Source organism: Paenibacillus sp. FSL R5-0470 (genome assembly GCF_037975205.1).
Taxonomy (GTDB): domain Bacteria; phylum Bacillota; class Bacilli; order Paenibacillales; family Paenibacillaceae; genus Paenibacillus_AQ.
This window is the reverse complement of the sequence record NZ_CP150238.1, coordinates 2,736,984-2,758,397: the sequence shown is the minus strand read 5'-3', so window position 1 is coordinate 2,758,397 and position 21,414 is coordinate 2,736,984. Positions and strand designations below refer to the sequence as shown.

General features: G+C 44.8%; 19 protein-coding genes. 1 reads left to right on the top strand and 18 read right to left on the bottom strand.

The features are described 5' to 3' along the window. Positions 1–90: 90 nt before the first annotated feature. The 15 genes from rpe to MKY99_RS11855 all read right to left on the bottom strand — a co-directional run bounded on the left by rpe (position 91) and on the right by MKY99_RS11855 (position 16,937). Positions 91–756, bottom strand: a complete 666-nt coding sequence (gene rpe, locus MKY99_RS11925) for a ribulose-phosphate 3-epimerase (RefSeq protein ID WP_339270649.1) — start codon at positions 754–756, stop codon at positions 91–93. Positions 757–759: 3 nt separating this feature from the next. Next, the gene (gene rsgA / locus MKY99_RS11920; RefSeq protein WP_042187397.1) at positions 760–1,665 is read right to left on the bottom strand and encodes a ribosome small subunit-dependent GTPase A; all 906 of its coding nucleotides are present in this window, start codon (positions 1,663–1,665) and stop codon (positions 760–762) included. A gap of 100 nt (positions 1,666–1,765) precedes the next feature. Continuing rightward, entirely contained in the window at positions 1,766–4,033 is a 2,268-nt protein-coding gene (gene pknB, locus MKY99_RS11915; RefSeq protein ID WP_339270647.1) for a Stk1 family PASTA domain-containing Ser/Thr kinase, read from the bottom strand. Beyond that, entirely contained in the window at positions 4,033–4,806 is a 774-nt protein-coding gene (locus MKY99_RS11910) for a Stp1/IreP family PP2C-type Ser/Thr phosphatase (RefSeq protein ID WP_094868546.1), read from the bottom strand. The genes pknB and MKY99_RS11910 overlap by 1 nt, the downstream gene beginning before the upstream one ends. Positions 4,807–4,812: 6 nt before the next feature. Further along, positions 4,813–5,853 carry a 23S rRNA (adenine(2503)-C(2))-methyltransferase RlmN gene (rlmN, locus tag MKY99_RS11905; protein ID WP_042187390.1) on the bottom strand — a complete coding sequence of 347 codons (1,041 nt, stop codon included), beginning with the start codon at positions 5,851–5,853 and terminating at the stop codon, positions 4,813–4,815. Between the two features lie 151 nt (positions 5,854–6,004). Then, the gene (gene rsmB, locus MKY99_RS11900; protein ID WP_339271603.1) at positions 6,005–7,399 is read right to left on the bottom strand and encodes a 16S rRNA (cytosine(967)-C(5))-methyltransferase RsmB; all 1,395 of its coding nucleotides are present in this window, start codon (positions 7,397–7,399) and stop codon (positions 6,005–6,007) included. A gap of 77 nt (positions 7,400–7,476) precedes the next feature. Beyond that, complete coding sequence (gene fmt, locus MKY99_RS11895) at positions 7,477–8,412, bottom strand: methionyl-tRNA formyltransferase (protein WP_149644189.1); 936 nt, start codon at positions 8,410–8,412, stop codon at positions 7,477–7,479. Positions 8,413–8,416: 4 nt separating this feature from the next. Continuing rightward, positions 8,417–8,902 (bottom strand): peptide deformylase, encoded by a 486-nt coding sequence (gene def / locus MKY99_RS11890; RefSeq protein WP_042126884.1) that lies wholly within the window; start codon positions 8,900–8,902, stop codon positions 8,417–8,419. 84 nt (positions 8,903–8,986) lie between these two features. Next, positions 8,987–11,518 (bottom strand): primosomal protein N', encoded by a 2,532-nt coding sequence (gene priA, locus MKY99_RS11885; RefSeq protein ID WP_339270642.1) that lies wholly within the window; start codon positions 11,516–11,518, stop codon positions 8,987–8,989. Continuing rightward, the gene (coaBC, locus tag MKY99_RS11880) at positions 11,518–12,753 is read right to left on the bottom strand and encodes a bifunctional phosphopantothenoylcysteine decarboxylase/phosphopantothenate--cysteine ligase CoaBC (RefSeq protein WP_339270640.1); all 1,236 of its coding nucleotides are present in this window, start codon (positions 12,751–12,753) and stop codon (positions 11,518–11,520) included. Before coaBC ends, priA begins: the two co-directional genes overlap by 1 nt. 229 nt (positions 12,754–12,982) lie before the next feature. Beyond that, complete coding sequence (rpoZ, locus tag MKY99_RS11875) at positions 12,983–13,183, bottom strand: DNA-directed RNA polymerase subunit omega (RefSeq protein ID WP_036686188.1); 201 nt, start codon at positions 13,181–13,183, stop codon at positions 12,983–12,985. Positions 13,184–13,235: 52 nt separating this feature from the next. Next, the gene (gene gmk, locus MKY99_RS11870) at positions 13,236–13,805 is read right to left on the bottom strand and encodes a guanylate kinase (RefSeq protein ID WP_076282916.1); all 570 of its coding nucleotides are present in this window, start codon (positions 13,803–13,805) and stop codon (positions 13,236–13,238) included. Positions 13,806–13,824: 19 nt separating this feature from the next. Beyond that, complete coding sequence (locus MKY99_RS11865) at positions 13,825–14,085, bottom strand: DUF370 domain-containing protein (protein ID WP_006209218.1); 261 nt, start codon at positions 14,083–14,085, stop codon at positions 13,825–13,827. Between the two features lie 48 nt (positions 14,086–14,133). Beyond that, on the bottom strand, positions 14,134–15,027 hold the full coding sequence (locus MKY99_RS11860; RefSeq protein WP_042187381.1) for a YicC/YloC family endoribonuclease: 894 nt from the start codon (positions 15,025–15,027) through the stop codon (positions 14,134–14,136). A gap of 38 nt (positions 15,028–15,065) precedes the next feature. After that, positions 15,066–16,937 carry a bifunctional homocysteine S-methyltransferase/methylenetetrahydrofolate reductase gene (locus MKY99_RS11855; RefSeq protein ID WP_339270637.1) on the bottom strand — a complete coding sequence of 624 codons (1,872 nt, stop codon included), beginning with the start codon at positions 16,935–16,937 and terminating at the stop codon, positions 15,066–15,068. Between the two features lie 172 nt (positions 16,938–17,109). Here MKY99_RS11855 and MKY99_RS11850 point away from each other — a divergent pair, with 172 nt between their 5' ends. Further along, the gene (locus MKY99_RS11850) at positions 17,110–17,367 is read left to right on the top strand and encodes a hypothetical protein (RefSeq protein WP_339270635.1); all 258 of its coding nucleotides are present in this window, start codon (positions 17,110–17,112) and stop codon (positions 17,365–17,367) included. Here MKY99_RS11850 and MKY99_RS11845 read toward each other — a convergent pair. Genes MKY99_RS11845 through MKY99_RS11835 form a run of 3 tightly spaced genes read right to left on the bottom strand, consistent with a single transcriptional unit; the run spans position 17,340 to position 21,324 of the window. Then, the gene (locus MKY99_RS11845) at positions 17,340–18,440 is read right to left on the bottom strand and encodes a GerAB/ArcD/ProY family transporter (RefSeq protein WP_076299456.1); all 1,101 of its coding nucleotides are present in this window, start codon (positions 18,438–18,440) and stop codon (positions 17,340–17,342) included. The genes MKY99_RS11850 and MKY99_RS11845 overlap by 28 nt on opposite strands. 18 nt (positions 18,441–18,458) lie before the next feature. Continuing rightward, positions 18,459–19,673 (bottom strand): Ger(x)C family spore germination protein, encoded by a 1,215-nt coding sequence (locus MKY99_RS11840; protein WP_339270633.1) that lies wholly within the window; start codon positions 19,671–19,673, stop codon positions 18,459–18,461. Next, positions 19,663–21,324, bottom strand: coding sequence for a spore germination protein (locus MKY99_RS11835; protein WP_339270631.1), 1,662 nt, complete (start codon positions 21,322–21,324; stop codon positions 19,663–19,665). Before MKY99_RS11835 ends, MKY99_RS11840 begins: the two co-directional genes overlap by 11 nt. Positions 21,325–21,414 lie beyond the last annotated feature (90 nt).

Genomic DNA, 21,414 nt, shown 5'->3' with positions numbered 1-21,414 from the left:
CAAAAAAGGCTACATGAGATTTCTGCTCATGTAACCATATTTATGCGTCGAGGACTTGGCCTATACCTTTAGTCGTAATAGCCTATTTTTTTAACGAAGTGCCGCTTCGGCTGCTTCTCGAATCTCAAGGATCGCTGCAGCACGATCACTCCGGCCAAAAACTGCATTTCCTGCAACTAAAACATCCGCCCCTGCACTGACAACCAATGGCGCTGTAGCTTCCGAAACACCACCATCGACTTCAATAAGTAGATCTGGATTGACTTCATTCGCCCATTCTCTAATTTGAGTAATTTTGCGCAAAGTGTTAGGAATGAATGCTTGACCTCCAAAGCCAGGATTGACGGTCATCACGAGAATCATATCCACATCCTCAAGCACCTCACGCACCACTGATGCCGGAGTGCCAGGATTAATAGCTACTCCTGCCTTAAGACCCAATTCCTTGATCTGATGCACCACACGGTGTAAATGAACGCAAGCCTCAGCGTGAACAGTAATCACACTAGCGCCTGCGGCAGCAAAATCAGAAATGTAACGTTCTGGAGACTCAATCATTAAGTGAACGTCTAGTGGAAGCTTGGTATGTAACGAGACCGCTTTTACAATTGGTGGACCAAGCGTTATATTCGGCACAAAATGCCCGTCCATTACATCCACATGGATCCAATCCCCGCCACTGACCTCAGCTTCTGCAACCTCTGAACCTAAACTTGCGAAATCGGCAGACAATATAGATGGTGCAATTCGTATCATGACTTAGTACCTCCGCTTTTTATCTTTCATTTCATTAAAAAATAATTTGTAATGTTCATACCGGCTATCAGCGATATTCCCAGCTTTCCATGCCTCGATAACTCGGCAGCCTGGTTCATGCTGATGACTACAACCACGGAATTTACAATCCCCAGCATAGTTAGCAAATTCACGGAAACAAGTAGAGAGCTCTTCAACCCCAAGCTCAAGAAAATCAAGCTGACTAAAACCAGGGGTATCCGCTACAAAGCCGCCCCCGCCAATATCCATTAATTCTACATGGCGGGTAGTATGACGACCACGGCCCAGACGTAAGCTGATCTCACCTGTCTCCAGTTTAAGTCCTGGCACAATACGATTCAATAAGGTCGACTTTCCTACCCCAGATTGTCCGGCAAATACACTAATACCACCAGTAAGCCGCTCTCTTAGTTCATCACTGCCAGCTCCTGTAATTGAGCTTGTAACCATCACTTCATAACCAATATCCTCATAGAGCTCTTTAACATACTTAGTGGCTTCACCATTATCATTAGCCAAATCCTGTTTGGTCAGAACGATTAAGGGTTCCAGTCCCGAGTGCTCAATATGAACTAGGAACTTGTCCAATAGATTCAGGTTCATATCAGGCTCCCGCACAGAAAATAATAGAACGGCAAGGCTTACATTCGCTACAGGTGGACGAATTAACTCAGATTCTCTAGGGAGAAGCTCATCCACCATCCCTTCACCATGCTCAGTCAGCATATAGATCACGCGGTCACCTACAAGAGGAGCGATCCCCTTTTTCTTAAGTATGCCTCGGCCTCTGCATTGAACTGAAACTTCCTCTGTTGCAATTAATCCTTCACGAAGCGGTTTTACGTAATAATATCCGCTTAACGCCTTTACTATTATTCCTTCAGGCATACATAGTGAGCCTTCCTCTCCTGATTTTGCGAAAATGACCCAAGTTTGAACATCCCCGGGTCACTTCGCTGCCACAACTATTCAAGCACTTCTGCCCTGATTAGTTATCGCTTTTATCTTTAGATTTGTCTTTGTTTTTATTATTATGCTTGTCATCATTTTTATTACTGTTCTTGTTGTTAACACTATTGGTCGATTCATTATTCACCGAATTGTTAGTAAGGAATCCCGTCTGATTGACTGATCCAGTATTAGTAGACCCTTCGTTGTCTGAACTTGGAGGCAGGATCTCAGGCTCAATGGTCGGTTCAGCAGTAGGTGTAGGATCTATCGGTGTCTGAGTCGGCTGCGGAGTCGGAACCGACGGTGGTTCAGGTTCTTGCACCGTGCCATTCTTCGCATCAATATATGGAATCACATAAGTGTCTAAAAGCACACCATCTCGGGTAACAATAACAGAGCCATCTTTATTCGGAGCAAGCACTAGATTAACGGACAACACTTGGCTCTTTCCAATGGTACGCGTTCCCCAATCTTGTTTTTCACCATTATTGCGCGCATCAACGAATTCAATTCGAATCTTGCTTTTCTTTCCATCCTGTGCAGGAGCTACTGGTACATTAAAGGTATAATTCAGGGCTTCAGGTGGATAACCTGTACTTAAGTAAATCGTAATCGCTGTTCCAGGTGGAACAGAGGTACCTTTCTCATAAGCCCAAGTCTTCGTTACCTTACCTTCATCAACTGTGAAGCTGGATTCTTCCTTTACATCTCCGAGGACCAGTTTAGATTCTTCCAAAAGCGCCTTAGCTTCACTCTCCGTCTTACCGATGAGGTCTGGCATCGTGACACTTTCTTCTCCTTTGCTAACGTAGAGGGTGATTGAAACCGTCTCTGGATCAAACTCGCTGTCAATGGCTGGGTCTGATTTTACAACCTTACCCACCGCCGTATTTTCATCGAAGAGAGGTTCATTCTTAATTTGATTCTGGGGTACACCCTTTGCTATTAGCGCTTTAACCGCTTCGTCAAAGCTTAAATTTGTAACATCTGGCATCTTAGTTAATGGTTTCGCCGTATTCACAGTTAGTATTAGGGAGGCTCCCTTTTTCACTTTGGCGTCCTTTTCCCTACTTTGCTTCATGACCACATTCTCTTCGAAATTCGGACTGTAGTCATACAGTATAGGATCAGCAACCTCAAGCCCCAAATCCTCAAGTTCAGTCTTCGCTTGTTCCAGCTGTTTACCGACCACGTATGGAACCGATACCTCAGGAACAACTAATTGGGATTTAACGTACCACACGAGACTGGCCATAGCCAGCAGTAACACTAAAGTTAAACCAATCCATAATGCAGGTTTAGTCCATTGTTTTTTACCTTTTTTCACAGGTACCGGATCGTCATCATCATCTTCATCATTATCCATCCGGTCGTGGCGATGATTACGATTTCCATTGCTTCTTTGGATCGGTTTAATCGCTGGTATTACCCGCGTTCGATCCTCGTCTTCCTCATCGTTAAAAAGAACTTTTGCTTCACTACGGCGCTCCGGCAACAAGCAGGTTTCTAAATCCTGCAGCATTTGCTTTGCAGACTGATAACGCTCTTCCGGATTTTTACGCATCGATCTTAGAATTACATTCTCAACGCTTTGCGGAATAAGTGGATTTATGAGCCTTGGCTCTTCAAACTCTTCTTGCAGATGCTTTAGAGCTACGCTAATCGGACTCTCCCCTAAGAATGGAAGACTTCCGGTAAGCATTTGATAGAGTACAATCCCTAATGAATACAGATCGGATTTCTCTCCTGTTGAGACACCTTTAGCATGCTCTGGTGAGAAATAATGAACGGAACCTACTACAGAGCCTGTCTGAGTAATGGTAGTAGATGTTACCGCACGAGCAATACCGAAATCCGTTACCTTCACCCGGCCATTGCGCCCGATCAATATATTATGTGGTTTAATATCCCGATGAATAATTTGATTCTGATGAGCGTGATCAAGTGCATCACAGATTTGTGAAGCGATCCTTACGGACTCGTCAACCTGTAATGGTGCTCGTTCTTTTATAATTTCATTAAGATTCTTGCCCTCAATATATTCCATGACAATATAATGAATTTCGTCTTCTTGTCCTACATCGTAAATACTAACCACATTCGGATGAGACAAAGATGCAGCTGATTGCGCCTCACGCCTAAAACGGCGGATAAATTCCTCGTCATGAACAAATTGATTACGCAATACTTTGATGGCGACGTTTCGGTTTAAAAGAATGTCATGTGCTCTATAGACGAGCGCCATTCCACCTCCGCCGATCCGTTCGATGACTTGGTAACGGCCGCCCAGTTCGTGACCGATCATCAATCCCACTCCTTTGTTTCGGGCACAGCGGCCTCTCCATGATGTTCTAACAAAGCGACGCTAATATTATCGCCGCCGCCAGCAAGCAGTGCCAACTGAAGTAAGCGGTCCGCTCTTTCCTCTAACGGTATCTCATGTATTCCCGCTACCTTGCCCAAATGCTCATTGTTAACAAAATTACTTAAACCATCACTGCAGAGAAGCAAAAGTTCCCCAGGTAGCAGGGTAACAGGGGCTAAATCAACCAGCACCTCAGCATCTGTTCCAAGTGCTCTCGTCAGCACATTCCGTCTCGGATGATTATCTAATTCCTCCACACTGATCTGACCGTTCTTGAACAGCTCATTGACTAGCGTGTGATCTTCGGTTAATTGAACTGCTGCACTGTCCTTTATTAAATAGGCTCTGCTGTCTCCGATGTGGCCAATATATCCGTTTGAACCATTCATCAGGGCAGCAACGACAGTAGTACCCATATTGTGGTACTTATCGTCGCTGGAAGCCTCCTTGAAGACAGTGCTGTTAGCTTCCAAAATAGCAGCTGATAACGCATCACGCAGTGCTTCGTCCTGAAGCTCAGGCAGGAGCCCGTCTAGGGTATTCCTCATCGTCTCCAAAGCAAGCCTGCTCGCGGTTTCACCAGCCTGATGTCCACCCATCCCATCGGCAATTATGCCGAGTGTATAACCGTGGCGCGTCGCGCCGATCCAGACCGAATCCTCATTGACAGAGCGCACTCGGCCAATATCGCTGGCATGAACTGTTCTGATCAAATATCCTCACCCCAACTCCATATGTTTGGCACGCAGCTGTCCGCATGCGGCCGCGATATCATGGCCTTGCTCACGGCGAATGGTAACATTCACGCCGTTATCAGCCAAAATACGTTGAAACTCAAAGATATCATTGCGTGAAGTACGTACATATTTCCGCTCTGGCACGTGGTTTACTGGAATCAAATTGACGTGGCACAGCATGTTCTTAAGCACACCTGCTAATTCCTCAGCATGCTCCGGCTGATCATTCACCCCGCCGATCAATGCATACTCAAAGCTGACCCGTCGCCCCGTCTTAGCTTGATAATAACGTAAAGATTCAATCACATCATCAAACGGAAAGCGGCGGTTAACTGGCATTAGCTTCGAACGCAGTTTGTCGTTAGGTGCATGAATCGAAATCGCCAAATTTATTTGTGTATCTTCTTCTGCAAATTTATAAATGCTCGGCACAATCCCGCTAGTGGAAACAGTAATATGCCGTTGTCCGATATTTAGACCTTTCTCATGAATCATAAGACGCAAGAATCTCATTGTTGCATCATAGTTCTCAAACGGCTCACCAGTACCCATGATAACAATACTGCTGACACGTTCACCCCGCTCATCCAAGATCTGTTGAGAGCGTACAACCTGAGCTACAATTTCACCCGCTGTCAAATCACGTTTCAATCCACCAAGCGTAGAGGCGCAGAAAGTACAGCCGATTCGGCAGCCTACTTGAGTTGTTACACAAACGCTATTTCCATAATTATGTTTCATGATAACTGTCTCGATCGCATGATCATCATGCAATCCAAACAGGAATTTTACTGTTCCATCTTTCGATTCCATTTTAGTAATCTCAGTGAGCGCTGCAATGGAGAATTGCTCGTTCAGCTTCTGACGAAGTCCTTTAGACAAATTGCTCATGGATTCGAAGTCACTTACACGTTTTACATACAACCAATCAAAAATCTGTCCACCACGAAAAGCAGGCTCACCGTTATCTTTCGCCCACTGCTGTAACTCTTCTAAAGAAAAATCATATATTAAAGGTTTCATTATTATTAGCACCTGTTCTTTCATAAGGATATGCGTATTATTTCTCATTCTTCCTATTTTAACACAAATTTCAGAGACGGTAAAAGAAATAGCCCGCCGTACGTTAGCCCGGCGGGCGGAAGATACAACGATTGTCAGTAAATTTGCTATATTACAAGACTCTTTGAAGCTTGGAGATATAGAACCCATCACTGCCATAATGATGTGGCAATAACTGAATCCCCTCACCTACAGCCAGCGCAGTACCTTCCAATCTCCCCCACAGCGGGGAAGCAAATGTTATAGAAGTGAAATCAGGATTTTGCTCCAAAAAGGCAGCTACAACCTCACTATTTTCCGTTTGCTCAGTCGTACAGGTACTATAAACCAGAACACCACCCGGTTTCAACAGTTTAGAAACAGACTGCAGCAGCTGACCCTGCAGTGATGCTACACTTACAACATCCTCAGGCTGCTTACGCCATTTGAGATCTGGCTTACGGCGGATTACACCAAGCCCAGAGCAAGGCGCGTCCAAAAGAATTCTATCGAAGGAATGATGCTCTAAGGTATGCTCAAGCTCCAGTGCATCTGCACTGCCTGTTACTACGCTTTCGAGACCTAACCGTGCAGCTTGATCCGAGATAAGCTTAGCTTTATGTGGATGCAGATCGTTAGCGAAAATAGATCCTTCATCTTTCATCAGCTCGCCCATGTGGGCCGTTTTGCCCCCAGGCGCGGCGCAGCAATCAAGCACTCTCATTCCAGGCTCAGGTGCAACAGCTTCAGCTACAAGCATGGAGCTTTCATCCTGAACAGATAGATATCCATCCCGGTACCAGGATGAAAGAGCCAGATTACCGCCGCCTTTTACAACAATACCATAAGGACTTACTTCAGAAGCAGAAGCTTGCAGACCTTGTTCAATCATCTGACTCAATAGGGCTTCACGGCTAATCATCGTAGTATTTACGCGTATACTGACAGCGGGTGGCTCATTGTTAGCAGCGCAAATAGCTTCCGCAGTGTCAACACCATACTCCGTAATCCAGCGTTTCACTAACCATATAGGATGGGAATACTGAATAGATATCCGTTTCGCAGGACCCAATCCATCAGGTATTACCGGCAGATTTCCAGCGCGCAGCACACTACGAAGCACGCCATTAACCATACCCGAAATTCCTTGATGGCCCTTTTTCTTAGCTATATTAACAGCCTCATTTACAGCTGCATGAGATGGTATGCGATCCAGGTACATAATTTGATATAAGCTTAGACGCAGTAAATTACGCACCCAGGGCTGCAATTTAGCGATCCCTTTGCTAACAAATTCCTCGAGCACATAATCAAGTGTATTCATCCGAGAGATGGTACCATAGACAAGCTCTGTAACTAGTCCAGCATCTTCTCTGCTGAGTGCAGACTTCTGCAGACTGCTGTTCAGCAATAAGTTGCTGTAAGCCCCTTGTTGTTCGACTTTAACCAGGATATCAAGAGCGATATCGCGGGCAGAAGCTGTAGCAGCTTTACCTTTATTTCCGCTACTGCCCTTTTTACCACTCACTGCTTTATGATCGTTACTATTTTTATTGCCAGAGCTATGACTCACTCCTGATCGGCCCGCACCGTTACCGCCCGCGCTCAACCTAGCACCGTCCCTGGTTTCATAACACCGCCACGGCTAAAATCCGCAGCACTCATCGCTTTCTTACCAGCAGGTTGAACCGTAGTTAGCAGCAGACTTCCGTCTCCTGTCTTAACCTCGACACCATGTTCAGTGACCGAAAGTACCGTTCCTGGCGCACTATCAGTTGATTTCTGCTCAGCAGGAATTTTTGAAGCCCATACTTTGAAGGTCTCTCCATTCCAAAGCGTAAACGCACCGGAAAAAGGTACTAATCCACGAATTCGATTATAGTTATCACGTGAGCCAGCGTTCCAATCCAAACGCTCATCCTCACGATTTAGGTTAGGAGCAAAGGTCGCTTGACTGTCGTCTTGCGGGGTCGCTTGAACAAGGCCGTTTACTAATCGCGGCATTTCAGACTTCAAAAGATCACGTCCAGCAAGGCTAAGCTTCTCGAACATCGTGCCGGAAGTATCCTCATCCTCGATAGCCACCTCGACGCGCGAGATCATATCTCCAGTGTCAAGTCCTTCAGCCATATACATCAAAGTAACGCCGGTAACCTTCTCACCGTTAATGATACTACGTTGAATCGGTGCGCCACCCCGGTATTTAGGAAGTAGTGAACCATGAACATTCACACAACCATTACGCGGTAAATCTAATACAGCTTTAGGCAAAATTTGACCATAAGCAGCTGTAACAATCAGGTCAGGCTCATATGCAGCTAGCTCTGCGACAGCCTCAGGCTTGCGCATCCGTTCAGGTTGGAGCACAGGTAAACCGAGAGATAATGCGGCTTCTTTAACTGGTGAAGGAGCCAAGATTTTTTTACGTCCTTGCGGTCGATCCGGTTGGGTGACGACTGCTACAACTTCATAGCCTTCATCCATCAGCATTTGCAAGCTTGGTACCGCAAAGGCTGGGGTTCCCATGAATACAATCTTCATATCCTCACTCCTCAGTCTCATTGCGTTCAGCTGTCATCTCGTATACTTTCTCAGCGATATCGGTAAACAGTACTCCGTTCAGATGGTCAATCTCATGTTGAAAAGCCCGTGCAAGTAAACCACTGCCGGTAATGGTAATTTCTTTTCCTTCACGGTTAAGACCACGCACGGTTACTGTCTCTGCACGGCGTACATCACCATTCAATCCGGGAATACTAAGACATCCTTCAGGTCCTAGCTGCTCCCCTTCTGTACCGATGATTTCCGGATTAATCATTTTGATCAGCCCGTGCTCTTCATCTGCATCCACCACAATTAGGCGCTTCAAAATACCAACTTGTGGAGCTGCCAGCCCTACACCTTCAGCGTCATACATCGTATCAGCCATATCATCTAACAATTTTTTAACATTAGGTGTAACTACAGTTACTTCTTTTGCTATTTTGTGCAACACTTCATCCGGTTCCTTAACGATCATACGTATCGCCATTAAAAACACCTTCCCGTTCTGTACATCTCTATATTTAGAGTTTATTGATCTAGCTCTTTTTTTACATTGTAACATGATAACGATTTACATCAACATTTGCGGATCAACATCAATGCTGATCTGGAGCCCTGTATCCCGTACAGAATCCTCCAACTCCTCAGCCACTTGTCGAACAAGCCCTATCACATCGATGGCGCCGCGCCATTTTATCATACATTGGAATCTATATCTACCCTTTAAGCGAGGGATTGGAGAAGCTACGGGACCTAACAGATCTAGTACATCCGTGGTTAGCTTATCTAGACTCCCATACCATCTTAGATTTCTGGCCTTCCCCTGCAGATTCATAGCGTAATTCTCTGCCATCCGGAGTAGTAGCGGTAACTGCTCATGGGATAATGTAACGAGTATCAGTCTGCAATAAGGCGGATAATGTAGCCCTCTGCGATGCTTCAGCTCTTCCCTTACAAAAGAGAGATAGTCATGCCCGCTAGCATGAATAATAGAATAATGTTCTGGTGTATAGGACTGAACAACGACCTCACCCGGAAGCTGATGCCGACCTGCTCTTCCAGCAACTTGTGTAAGCAATTGGAAGGTCTTCTCCGCTGCACGAAAATCGGGCAAGTTCAAGGCTGAATCTGCTGTAATTACGCCAACAAGAGTTACGTCAGGAAAATCCAAACCTTTTGCTACCATCTGAGTGCCTAGCAGAACATCCGCTTTTTTGTCTCTGAATTGATTCAGCAGCTTCTCATGCGAACCTTTTTCTGTCGTTGTATCCACGTCCATACGAATCACCCGTATCCCAGGGAACAACTTACCAAGCTCTTCTTCCACCCGCTGCGTCCCCGTTCCGAAGAACCGGATATGCTCACTTCCACACTCTGGACAAAGTTTAGGTGCTGGTTCAGCATGACCACAATAATGACAACGCAAATTGTCACTACGACTATGATACGTTAATGAAATATCACACTCGGGGCAGCCTGCTACATATCCGCAACTCCGGCACATAACAAACGTCGAGAAACCTCTACGGTTAAGCAATAACACGGTCTGTTCTCCACGTTCCAGTCTTTCAGCCAATGCAGCATGAAGCTTTCGACTGAACATTGAGCGATTACCTTCTTTAAGCTCTTCCCGCATATCCACGATATTTACCTTCGGTAGTTCGTTACCAAGCGCGCGGGTAGGCATCTCTAGAAGGACTGGTGAAAAATGAATATCACTCTGCGCTCTAGCAGCATGATAGCTTTCTAACGAAGGCGTGGCGGAGCCTAAAATCACGGCTGCCCCACACTGTTCGGCTCTGCGAATCGCTGCATCACGGGCATGATATTTCGGATTTTCCTCCTGCTTATATGAGGTTTCATGCTCTTCATCCATAATAATCAAACCTAGGTTAGAGAACGGAGCAAACACCGCTGAACGGGCGCCAACGGCAACTGTAGCCTTTCCTTCACGGATTTTGCGCCACTCATCATAACGTTCGCCAACAGATAATCGGCTATGCATTACCGCAACACCACTTCCGAAGCGCCCCTTAAAGCGCTCCACCATCTGCGGCGTTAATGCGATTTCTGGGACGAGCACTACGGCCTGTCTACCCTGATCCAAACAACGTTTGATACATTGCAAATAGATTTCTGTCTTACCACTCCCCGTAACGCCATGTAACAGAAAAACTTCATGGAGCTGTTCTTCTAGCGTTCGTGAAATACGTGTGTATACAATCTCTTGTTCTGCTGTAAGTGGCAGAGGCGTAGTAGGCTTAAAATCACGTCCTTGATAAGGGTCGCGATAGACTTCGATTTCACTGATTTCGATAAAGCCTTTTTCCTCTAAACCCTTCACGGTGCTTGCCGTCACTTGAAGTGCAGACAAGACTTCCTTAAGCGCCATTGGGAGTGTAGATTCCCTTTCAATCAGATAGCTAAGCACTTCCTTCTGTCGCGCGGACTTTTTGGGGAATTTATTCAACGCCTCACGAGCAGCCGTGATCCCTATCGCAAGATCTACTGCTTTCAGCTTCTTCTTGCCCATTTTATCTTTAATCGATTGGCTCTCTACAAGAACTCCACGTCTTAGCATGAACTTCACCGTCTCCGCAGCCTCCGGAAATGCACGGGTGAGCTGCTTCATGGAAACTTCGCCATTACGTCCGATAAACTCAGTAATTAGTCGTTCCTCATTCCCTGTATCTGCAAACATAGGGAATAATTCATCATCAGAAAATGCTGCTTCTTCTTCCACATTTCCTAGCGAAATCAGTCGTTCTGCCTTCCCTTTTAGAGCAGTGGGCAGCATCGCTTGCAGGGCTGAAATTCGTCTGCATGCATATCTTTTACTCATCCAGTCCGCTAGCTCAACTAATTCAGGAGATAAAGGTGGAAGCAAATCCAGCACCTCTTGAATAGCCTTAAGACCAGGATTCACTACTGTTTCACCTGACTCCAGAGAAACGACAAAGCCTTGCACTGTGCGGTGTCCAAACGGGACCGCTACTCGGCTGCCCACTTCAATCCATAACTTTAGTGATTCTGGAATACTATAATCAAATGGCCGGTCAGTGCTGCGTACAGGCACATCCACAATGACCTTGGCAATATCCATTATAATGAAGCTCCAGTAATTCGCTCTGCCACGAGCGTCAGCAAGCGGCGAGCGACCTCATCCTTAGACAATTGTGGCAATTCGAGCACCAATCCATCTTCATCATAAATCGATACAATATTCGTATCCGATCCGAATCCGGCTCCTGCAGCCGCTACATTGTTTGCAACAATGAGATCGCAGTTTTTGCGGACCAGCTTGTCCTTTGCATAAAATTCTGTGTTTCCCGTCTCCGCAGCAAAGCCGATCAAGAACTGCTTGTCTTTGTTCTTACCTAGCGTTTCCAGAATATCCGTTGTTTTTATAAGCTCAAGTGTCAGTGTATCTCCACTTTTTTTAATTTTGGATGGCTCACTTTGCTTAGGCCGGTAATCCGAAACAGCAGCCGCCTTGATCATGATATCGCAGCTATCCCACTGCGCAGTAACCGCATCGTACATTTCTTGTGCAGATTGAACACGAATGACATTCATATCCGGGTCCTGCGGAGGCGCTTCATCTGTTCGCGCAGCAATCAAGGTAACCTCAGCACCCATTGCACGTGCAGCACGTGCCAATGCAAAACCCATCTTACCGGAGGAATCATTGGAGATATAGCGTACCGGATCAATCCGTTCTACTGTACCACCAGCTGTGATGACGATCTTTTTACCCTTGAGGGGACTAGACTTCACACTTTCTTGCAACGCAAAAAAATCCTCAACATAACTTACAATAGTCTCCGGTTCCTCTAAACGTCCTTTACCCACGTAACCACATGCCAGCAGACCTTCTCCAGGCTCAATAAACTGAATACCTCGTTTAGCGAGGGTATCCAAATTGCTAAGTACAGCGGGATGCTGATACATATGAACATTCATAGCCGGTGCCACCATTATAGGTGCAGTAGTAGCGAGTAACGTTGTGGATAACATATCATCCGCAATTCCGTGCGCCATTTTAGCAATAATATTTGCAGTTGCTGGTGCTACTATCACAAGGTCCGCCGAATCAGCCAAATCAATATGCGAGATGGAGGATGGATCCCGTTCCTGGAATGTATCGCTATATACTCGTTGCTTCGACAGTGACTGTAGAGTTAATTCTGTAATGAACTGCTTTGCCGAAGCTGTCATAATGACATGAACCTCGGCTCCTTTTTGGACAAGCTTACTGGTCAGGGCTGCTGCTTTGTAAGCGGCAATTCCCCCTGTAATCCCAAGTAAAATAGTCTTCCCCTTCAAGCTCTTCAACATGATCTCCCCCCTGTTCCCTTCTCTTACAACGAATGATCTAATTCTTAAACTTCTTATATTTTGAGAAAAAAATAACAACCTTCCGGTTGTCAGAAACAGCCCGGTCTTGGGCTATCAGCATTCATTAAAGACCCATAATTGCTCCATAACCCAAGAAGAAACGGCATCGCCTAATAACAAATAGGCGGTATCCGTTTCTACAAAAGGTCATATCTAAATAGACTTGAGACTACTCTTCACCACGGGTAAGCGTAATGCGATCTTCGTAAATTTCTTCAAGAGCAACACCGACGAATTTATGCGATCTAGGGTTCTTCACATCTGTCTTGCCACCCTCACGCAATTGTCTAGCACGACGTGCTGCGGCTACAACGAGCGAATACTTACTGTCAACCTTGGTCATCATTTCATCAATTGATGGATATAGCACAGGGACACCTCTTCATAGTTTACTGGTAATACCTTCAGCCTTGCAGCATTCATTATCTAACTTTACAATGTTCGGCGATAATAATGCTTTCTATTCTCTTACAGGCCAGATCAATCTCATCATTTACAACAGCATAATCATAATGCTGCATTAGATTAATCTCATCCTCCGCTACAGTCATGCGGTGATCGATCACATCTGGATGTTCCGTACCCCGTCCGCGTATGCGGTCCTTCAGCTCATCCATAGAAGGTGGAAGAAGGAACACAAAAATACCTTCAGGAAATTTTTCTTTAACTTTGAGAGCTCCCTGAACCTCAATTTCGAGAATAATATCTTTGCCGCTATTGAGAGTTCTCTCTACAAAATCACGTGGAGTACCGTAAAAATTACCTACGTACTCCGCATATTCAAGCAGTTGATCGGCTTCTATCATAGCCGAAAACTCCTCTTTGCTTTTGAAAAAATAATTCACGCCGTCTTCCTCACCCGCACGCGGACTGCGAGTAGTAGCAGAAACTGAGTAGACAAGTTCGGGCATCTTCGGTCGTAGCGCAGTACATACAGTACCTTTACCCACGCCGGAAGGTCCGGATAATATGATGAGCAATCCTTTTGACATAATACACTCCATTTAGTTGTTATTCGTCGTTGTCGTCATCTTTACTGGATAAGCGATGCGCTACAGTCTCCGGCTGTACAGCCGACAGAATGACATGATCACTATCTGTAATGATTACGGCACGAGTCCGTCGGCCATAGGTGGCGTCGATCAACATATGTCGATCTCGAGCCTCCTGGATAATACGTTTGATCGGTGCAGATTCCGGACTGACGATGGAAATAATGCGATTGGCGGACACAATATTCCCAAAGCCAATGTTGATAAGTTTGATTGCCATGTTCCGGTAGTTCCCCCCATAAAGTTCTATGCTATTGCCTGTTCCCGGCTACTCTATGTTTGCCGCTTGTTCGCGAATCTTCTCCAGCTCAGCTTTCATGTCTAGCACAAGACCCACGAGTGTTAAATGATTACATTTCGATCCGATTGTATTCGTCTCCCGGTTCATCTCCTGAATGAGAAAATCCAGCTTGCGTCCTACCGGTCCTTTCCCCTTCAGGAGGGTTCTGCATTGTTCGAAATGACTATACAACCGGGTCAACTCTTCATCAATATTACAGCGATCTGCAAAAATAGCGATTTCCATCCCGAATTTATGCTCATCAAAAGCGAACGTCCCATCATTTAACTCATTTAATCGATGACGAAGCTTGTCACGATATTCAATGATTACAACAGGTGCAAGTTCGACCATTTCAGCATGCATGGATTCTAGATGATTGAGACGCTGTTCAATATCAGCGGCTAGAAAACTGCCTTCACGGGCGCGCATCTCTAGCAGAGATTGCAAACTCTGCTCAAGTCCCGTCTCCAACATTTCAGAGTAGTCTTCTAAGGCCGCGGACACGGCACCCGCAGCCTCATCTTTGCTTTCCATAATACCGGGTATAGAAAGTATATCACGTAGAGTCAACTCACCGGACAAACCATACTCGTTCTTAAGCTGATCTGCTGCCTTAAGATAAGTCATGACAGTAGAGCGATTCAGAACCGGTCCGGAAGACGACTCATCGTGCTCTCTATTGATGGTAACATCTATCCTTCCCCGTTTGACGTGCTGCTGAACCTTTCTTCTCAGCACATCCTCATAACCCGTCCAATCCCGGGGCATCCGCAGTACAACTTCGCAGTACCGGTGATTCACCGATTTCACTTCGAACATAATCTTGTAGCCGCCGAATTGCAGGGACGATTGACCGTATCCGGTCATGCTAAATGACAACGGAATCACATCCATTACACTATTGTAATTGATTATTACTAGCGAAACAAGGGGGACAATTTACGTCCTGATTTCTCCCATACATACTCGATCAGCTGTGCGCTCATATCATAGAACATAAACGGTGTCATCAAATAGATCCCATTGAAATGGGCAGTTGCAACATCTAACAACTCTTTAGCGATGGCGACCCCTTCAGCTCTTCCTGCTTCTCCTTCAAGTCCCTTCATGCGATTCCGAACATCATCCGTAAGCTGGATTCCCGGAACCTCGTTATGCAGGAACTCTGCATTACGCCCACTAGCCAATGGCATCACACCAATAAACACGGGAATATCCAGATGTGCAGTTGCCTCAGCGATCTTTACGATAAGCTCCTGATCATAGACAGGCTGAGTCATAATATAATCTGCACCAGAGGCAATTTTCTTCTCCAGTCGCTGTACGGCCTTATCTAAATGTTTCACATTCGGGTTAAAGGCAGCACCGATAACAAAATTCGCTTTCTGCTTCAAAGGTTTACCTGAGAAGGAAATACCATCATTCAACTGCTTAATCATACGAATAATTTCAAAAGAGGTTAAGTCGTAAACCGAACTTGAGCCGGGAAGATCTCCGAATTTCGCTGGATCTCCAGTCACCGCTAACACATGATCAATTCCTAGCGCATCAAAACCCATCAAATGCGATTGGGTACCAATCAGATTGCGATCGCGACAAGCAATATGCACTAGTGGACGGAGTCCAGTTTTAGCATGCACCAAATGGCCCAAAGCCATATTGCTCATCCGTGTAACCGCCAGTGAGTTATCGGCGAGTGTCAGCGCATCCGCACCTGCTCTTCTCAACGCTTCTGCACCCTTCATGAACTTGCCGATATCCAAATCACGAGGTGGATCAAGCTCAACGATAACCGTATGACGTTCCTTGACTAGATCAAGCAGGTTCGGCTCACGACCATCTCTTCCCTCATCTTCGCCAAAATGCTCCTGCAAAGATACACGCTCCACAGTCGGAAGCGTCGGTTCTGGAAGTGGCTGAGGTACGTAATCTTTCAATGCGGAAGAAATTTCAGCAATATGCTGCGGAGTAGTACCACAGCAACCCCCAATAATTCTGCAACCCATTTCTGCAAAAGTAACTGCCATTTGTCCGAAATATTCCGGTGAGGCTCCATACCGATATTCTCCATCTACATAATCCGCAACGCCCGCATTCGGATAGACCGAGGTAGGCAGAATAAGATTGCCTTGTACCGCTTTTAGTGCTCTCTTAATCCCGTTTGGGCCAGTATTACAGTTAAATCCGATGATATCCGCTCCATCACCTTCTAAGATCCGGAAAGCCTCTGGTAAAGTCAATCCATCTAATGTACGTGCCGATTCATCCACAGCAAATTGGCAAATGACTGGGAGAGTACTATGTTTACGTACTGTTCTTAGCGCAAGATGCAGTTCCTCGACATCGTAAAAGGTTTCTAGCATAATACCGTCTACTTCTTCTTCTAATAATGCTGTAATCTGCTGTGTAAAATACCTCTTCAACTCTGTCGATGAGAGATTTGCACGCTTACCGGCGCGAATAGAGCCTACAGCACCTAATACATAGCCTGTATCTCCAGCAGCTTTACGAGCGATTCTTACTCCGGCGCGATTAATTTCTTCAACCTTGGACTCCAAACCATATTTGGACAGCCTGTCAAAATTCGCTGAGAAGGTGTTGCTTTCTAGCAGCACTGCTCCTGCATCGATATAGCTGCGATGGACATCTTCGATAACCCCCGGAGAGGTCAAATTTAATTCTTCGTAGGAAATGCCGACAGGGAAACCCTTCTGATATAAATAGGTACCCATCGCTCCGTCTCCGACCAATACTTTGTTTCCCCATGCGGAACGTAAATCCGGCTTCACTGCAAGATCCTCCCCTGTCACATTAGGTTCTACTTTAGTTTCATACTAATGTAACATAAATCGCTATGGATGATAAGCTTTCATAAGAAAAGCAATCAACCCCCCAGTGGTATGCATGATCAAGTATTAAAAGCCTCATACTAACGTTAAAAACAATAAAAGGGGTATTTAAGTGAAGAAAAAAACAAGAAAGCTTCTGATCCGAAAATACACGGTAATTCTACTCTTATGCATTCTCTGCTTATTATTTCTGTATTTGGGAGATTGGATGTACGGATATGGTCTGGGCAATATCGGTTATATTCTAAATTACTTGCTATATACCCCCTCTGAGAAAGTCGCTGCTTGTATTTTATTGCTATGCCTGATTATTCCCGATATCCTAGCCTGGAAGACGGGGCATCAACCAGAACGAGGAGGGGAACTGTGACTTCTTATCGCTGTAATAATAATTAGGAGCAATGGAATCAACACCATAAAGAAGGGAAAAACCGTGTATAGCAGTTTCCCTCCCTCTTCAATATGTTCTGTGAAGCTTCGGGCATTCAGCATCGAACTGAACAGGATTATTAGAGCTACCGGATACACCATTCTTCGGTAAGGAATCTTGAACAATTCTGAAATCCCAATAAGTGCTGCTGCAAAAAAAACAGACAATTTGAAAAAAACACCGATTATTAGCACCATGACAATTAGAATATCCACACGTTGAATAAAATCGGAGATAGAGATCTTACTGATCGTAGGCATTAAGGGGAACGGAGAACGCCTGACAATATCTGTACCAAGCACCGATATATTTAAGGCCATGGTCATACTTAACAGTATACCTGATACAAATATGCCCGCTGCGATTACCCAAGGACCTTTTTTAACGTTATTCAGATAGGGCATAAGCATAGTAAAACAGATCATTTCACCAAAAGGGAAAATGTAGTTTTGATGTAAAACAGAAGAAACAATTGGCTTAATTCCATTCTCAAAAACAGGGAGCAAACGGTTCAAATTAATGGAGCCCGAGAACATTAACATGCTCGAACAAAATAAACCGATTAATATCACAATCACCGCAAACACCAACGAAGTTCGGGACAGCACTTCTACTCCTTTATGCAATACATAAGCACTAGATAATACCATTAACATCGCTACAATGAATAACGGCGTCCTGTGCATAGTAGCCATAACTAGCATAGAGCTACCATCTCGCAGATCACGACCAGCCAAATTAAGAAATATCACGATATAAGCTATGGATATCAAAGAACCCACATATTTGCCAAATAGTTGCCGGATATATGCCGTAAGGGGCAGATTCGGAAACTTTCTATAAAGATAGGCATATCCTGCAAAAACAATTAATCCTATCAAATTCCCCAGCAATATGGAAATCCAAGCATCCTTATCAGACTCCATTCCAAGATTCACTACCAGCGCCGTCCCTAGTTCAAACAACACTGTCAGGGTGAAAAATTGAAGTAGTCCTATTTTTATATTTCCCATAGCTGCCCTCCTAAATTATCATTTCTTTTTGGACTGAAAAGAATCACTCCGCATGTCGGTATGCCGAATAACTATATCCACATTAAACTTGATCTCACAGGTTGCAAATATGCTATCCCAATGATCTTTTACTTGCTTCCACCCCCGCGGATTCTCTCGTTCTACAACTTCACCAAATCCAAGATAATCGCTTTTTAACAAACGGGCTGCTGAGACAGCTGCATGTAACTTATCATTGATACTCTGTTCTAGAAGTTCCGAAAGATTATTTAAGACCTTGGGATCTGTCAAATCCAAAGCATTAGGTGATTCTTTTAAACCTGCCTGCTCAGTGATATTTATTGTGATTACCGGATGCTCGGCGTCCTTCGCATCAGCATGAATATGTACCTGAGATAAATACACGATGAACGCTACATATTCATCCTCACCAATCGAAACCACTACTGGAATTTGTGTAATTTTATTCTTTAGCAGGGCAGTACCTATAGCTTCATCACCTCGTAGCCAGCCTATCAGCTTGTCCTCTTTAAATGCAGCGAAGTCTGTAACTCTAAGAATGGCCTCAGGATCTATATTTTTCAAACTGTCGTTATTATCTTTTTTGTCCAATTCCCCTGTTACTATTACCCCATTGACGATAGGCCCACCACCAGGAATTTGAATACCACGAATTATATCGTCTACTTCCATCCGGTAATTATATCCATACTGTTTAGAGGTCGTCTGCAGCTTCTCCACTAGATCATTGGCGGGTATTTTGCCAAACGTAGTCATGGTCGTCATACTATCTACCGCCGGCTGTCCCTTTGATATAAAAATAAAACTGGTTAGCCTAGTTTCACTCTCTCTTTCTAGGACATCCATCATATCTTTGATACCTTCGCGAGCAAACTTTTCCGAAATAACGATCACTCGGATATGTCCTAAGGACAAGAAGCGCGCAGTCTGACGTGAGGCATTAGCCAACGCTTCAAACATTGTACGTCCACTGCCTTTATATACTACGACTGGCGAAGTACCTCTGGCGTTCTCGCCAGAGATTTCGTCAGCAATTATAATCTGAAAAGATAATACATATTTCTCCTCATCTGTAGGACCTCTATCAATAGCCACTCCAGAAACGATTGCCCTTCTATTTAGCTCCACACTGTCCCAGCAGCCTGTAAGACTGAGAAATATCAATAAACAAAGCAGGACAACCCCAATAAAAATAGTGCGATTACTCTTCATCCTGCACTCCTTTTTTTGGATGCTCTGCCCCAGTAGATTTTTCAAGGATTTTAGGAGAAATATTCTGTTCATGTCCTGTTGAGATCTTCTTTCCTTCCGAAATGCCTTCTTGCCTCTTTGTTGTAGAAACTTGCTCCGTTCTCAAAGCCCATAAGGGCAGTCTTAAGAACGCATCTTTTTGACCATGTGAGGATATAGGCACAATAGGGGATAGATAAGGGACACCGAATGAACGCAGACTATTCATATGTGCAAGCAAAACAATTAAGCCTAAAGTAATCCCATAAAAACCAAACATACCGGCCAGCACTAAAAATCCGAAACGGATAATTCTACCTGCTATCGCCATGTTATAAGCAGGTATAGCAAAGCTCGCAATCCCTGTCAGCGCTACTACAATAACCATAACCGGTGTGATGATTCCTGCTTCTACTACTGCCTGTCCCAAAATAAGAGCACCAACAACGGATACTGTCTGTCCTACTGCACGCGGCATTCTTACTCCAGCCTCTCTAATGATCTCGAACGCTCCTTCCATCAGGATTGCCTCCACAAAAGCAGGAAAAGGTACATTTTCACGTTGTGATAATAGATTGATTAACAGGGTTGTAGGAATCATCTCATAATGGTAAGTGGTTAACGCTATATAAACGGAAGGTCCAAGAATTAGTACAATAAAACTGATATATCGAACAAGACGCATGAGAATTGCAATATCGAACCTTTGAGCATAATCCGAGGCAGACTGAAAAAACAGTGTAAATACCGCAGGCAGAATCAATACAAACGGGGTGCCATCTATAATGATCACAACCCTACCCTCTAATAGGTTCGTCGCTGCAACGTCAGGCCGTTCACTATTATTAATGGTTGGAAAAGGTGTGAAGGTTTTATCCTGAATTAGTTCTTCAATATAACCGGATTCCATGATGGCATCGACATTAATCTGTTGTAGCCGATTTCTCACCTCTTCTACCAACTTCTCGTCTGCATTGTCTTTAATGTACATGAGGGCCACATCTGTGTGAGTTACCTTTCCGATCTTTAAATGTTCTAGTCTTAGCTTAGAAGACTTAATTCGTCTCCGAATCAAGGAAATGTTCGTAGCTACAGATTCAACAAAACTATCCTTTGGGCCTCGCACGACTAGCTGGGTGGATGGTTCGCTGACGGAGCGAGCTTCTCCTCCCTCGGTCTCACACACAATTGCACTGTCATAACCTTCAATCAGAATGACCGTTTTGCCAGAAAGGATCGCCAGTAGAACCTCATTCCACTCCTCTTGCAGCTGTGCTTGACCTATTTCCAAAGCACGGTTCAATACGAATTCCTTAAGATCATTTGTTGCAGAGATGTTCTCTTTGAGCATTTCGTCTGTAATTCCGAGTAACGAACTGATTACGAATTCATCGACCGTTTCCTTGTTGACAAGCCCATTAAGATGAATCACTGCTGCTTGAACGGGACTCTCACCTCCGATCTTTACCTGACGAATTTTGAGATCAGGACTATGACCCAACTCATTATCTATTTGGTCGAGCGTTTGGTCCAAATCATCGGTAAGCCTCGGAATTCGAGTATCTTCATGAACTGAGGCTCCTTGTTGTTCCTTAGCGGATTTGTTTCTTCTGTTTATCCCGTTTATGTTCAACAAGGTCCCCCCTTTTTTCAATCTTAGGGGTATTATTCTCGGTTATCCCTTCCATTATTCGGCTACATAAAGTCGCAAGGATGTGGAAAC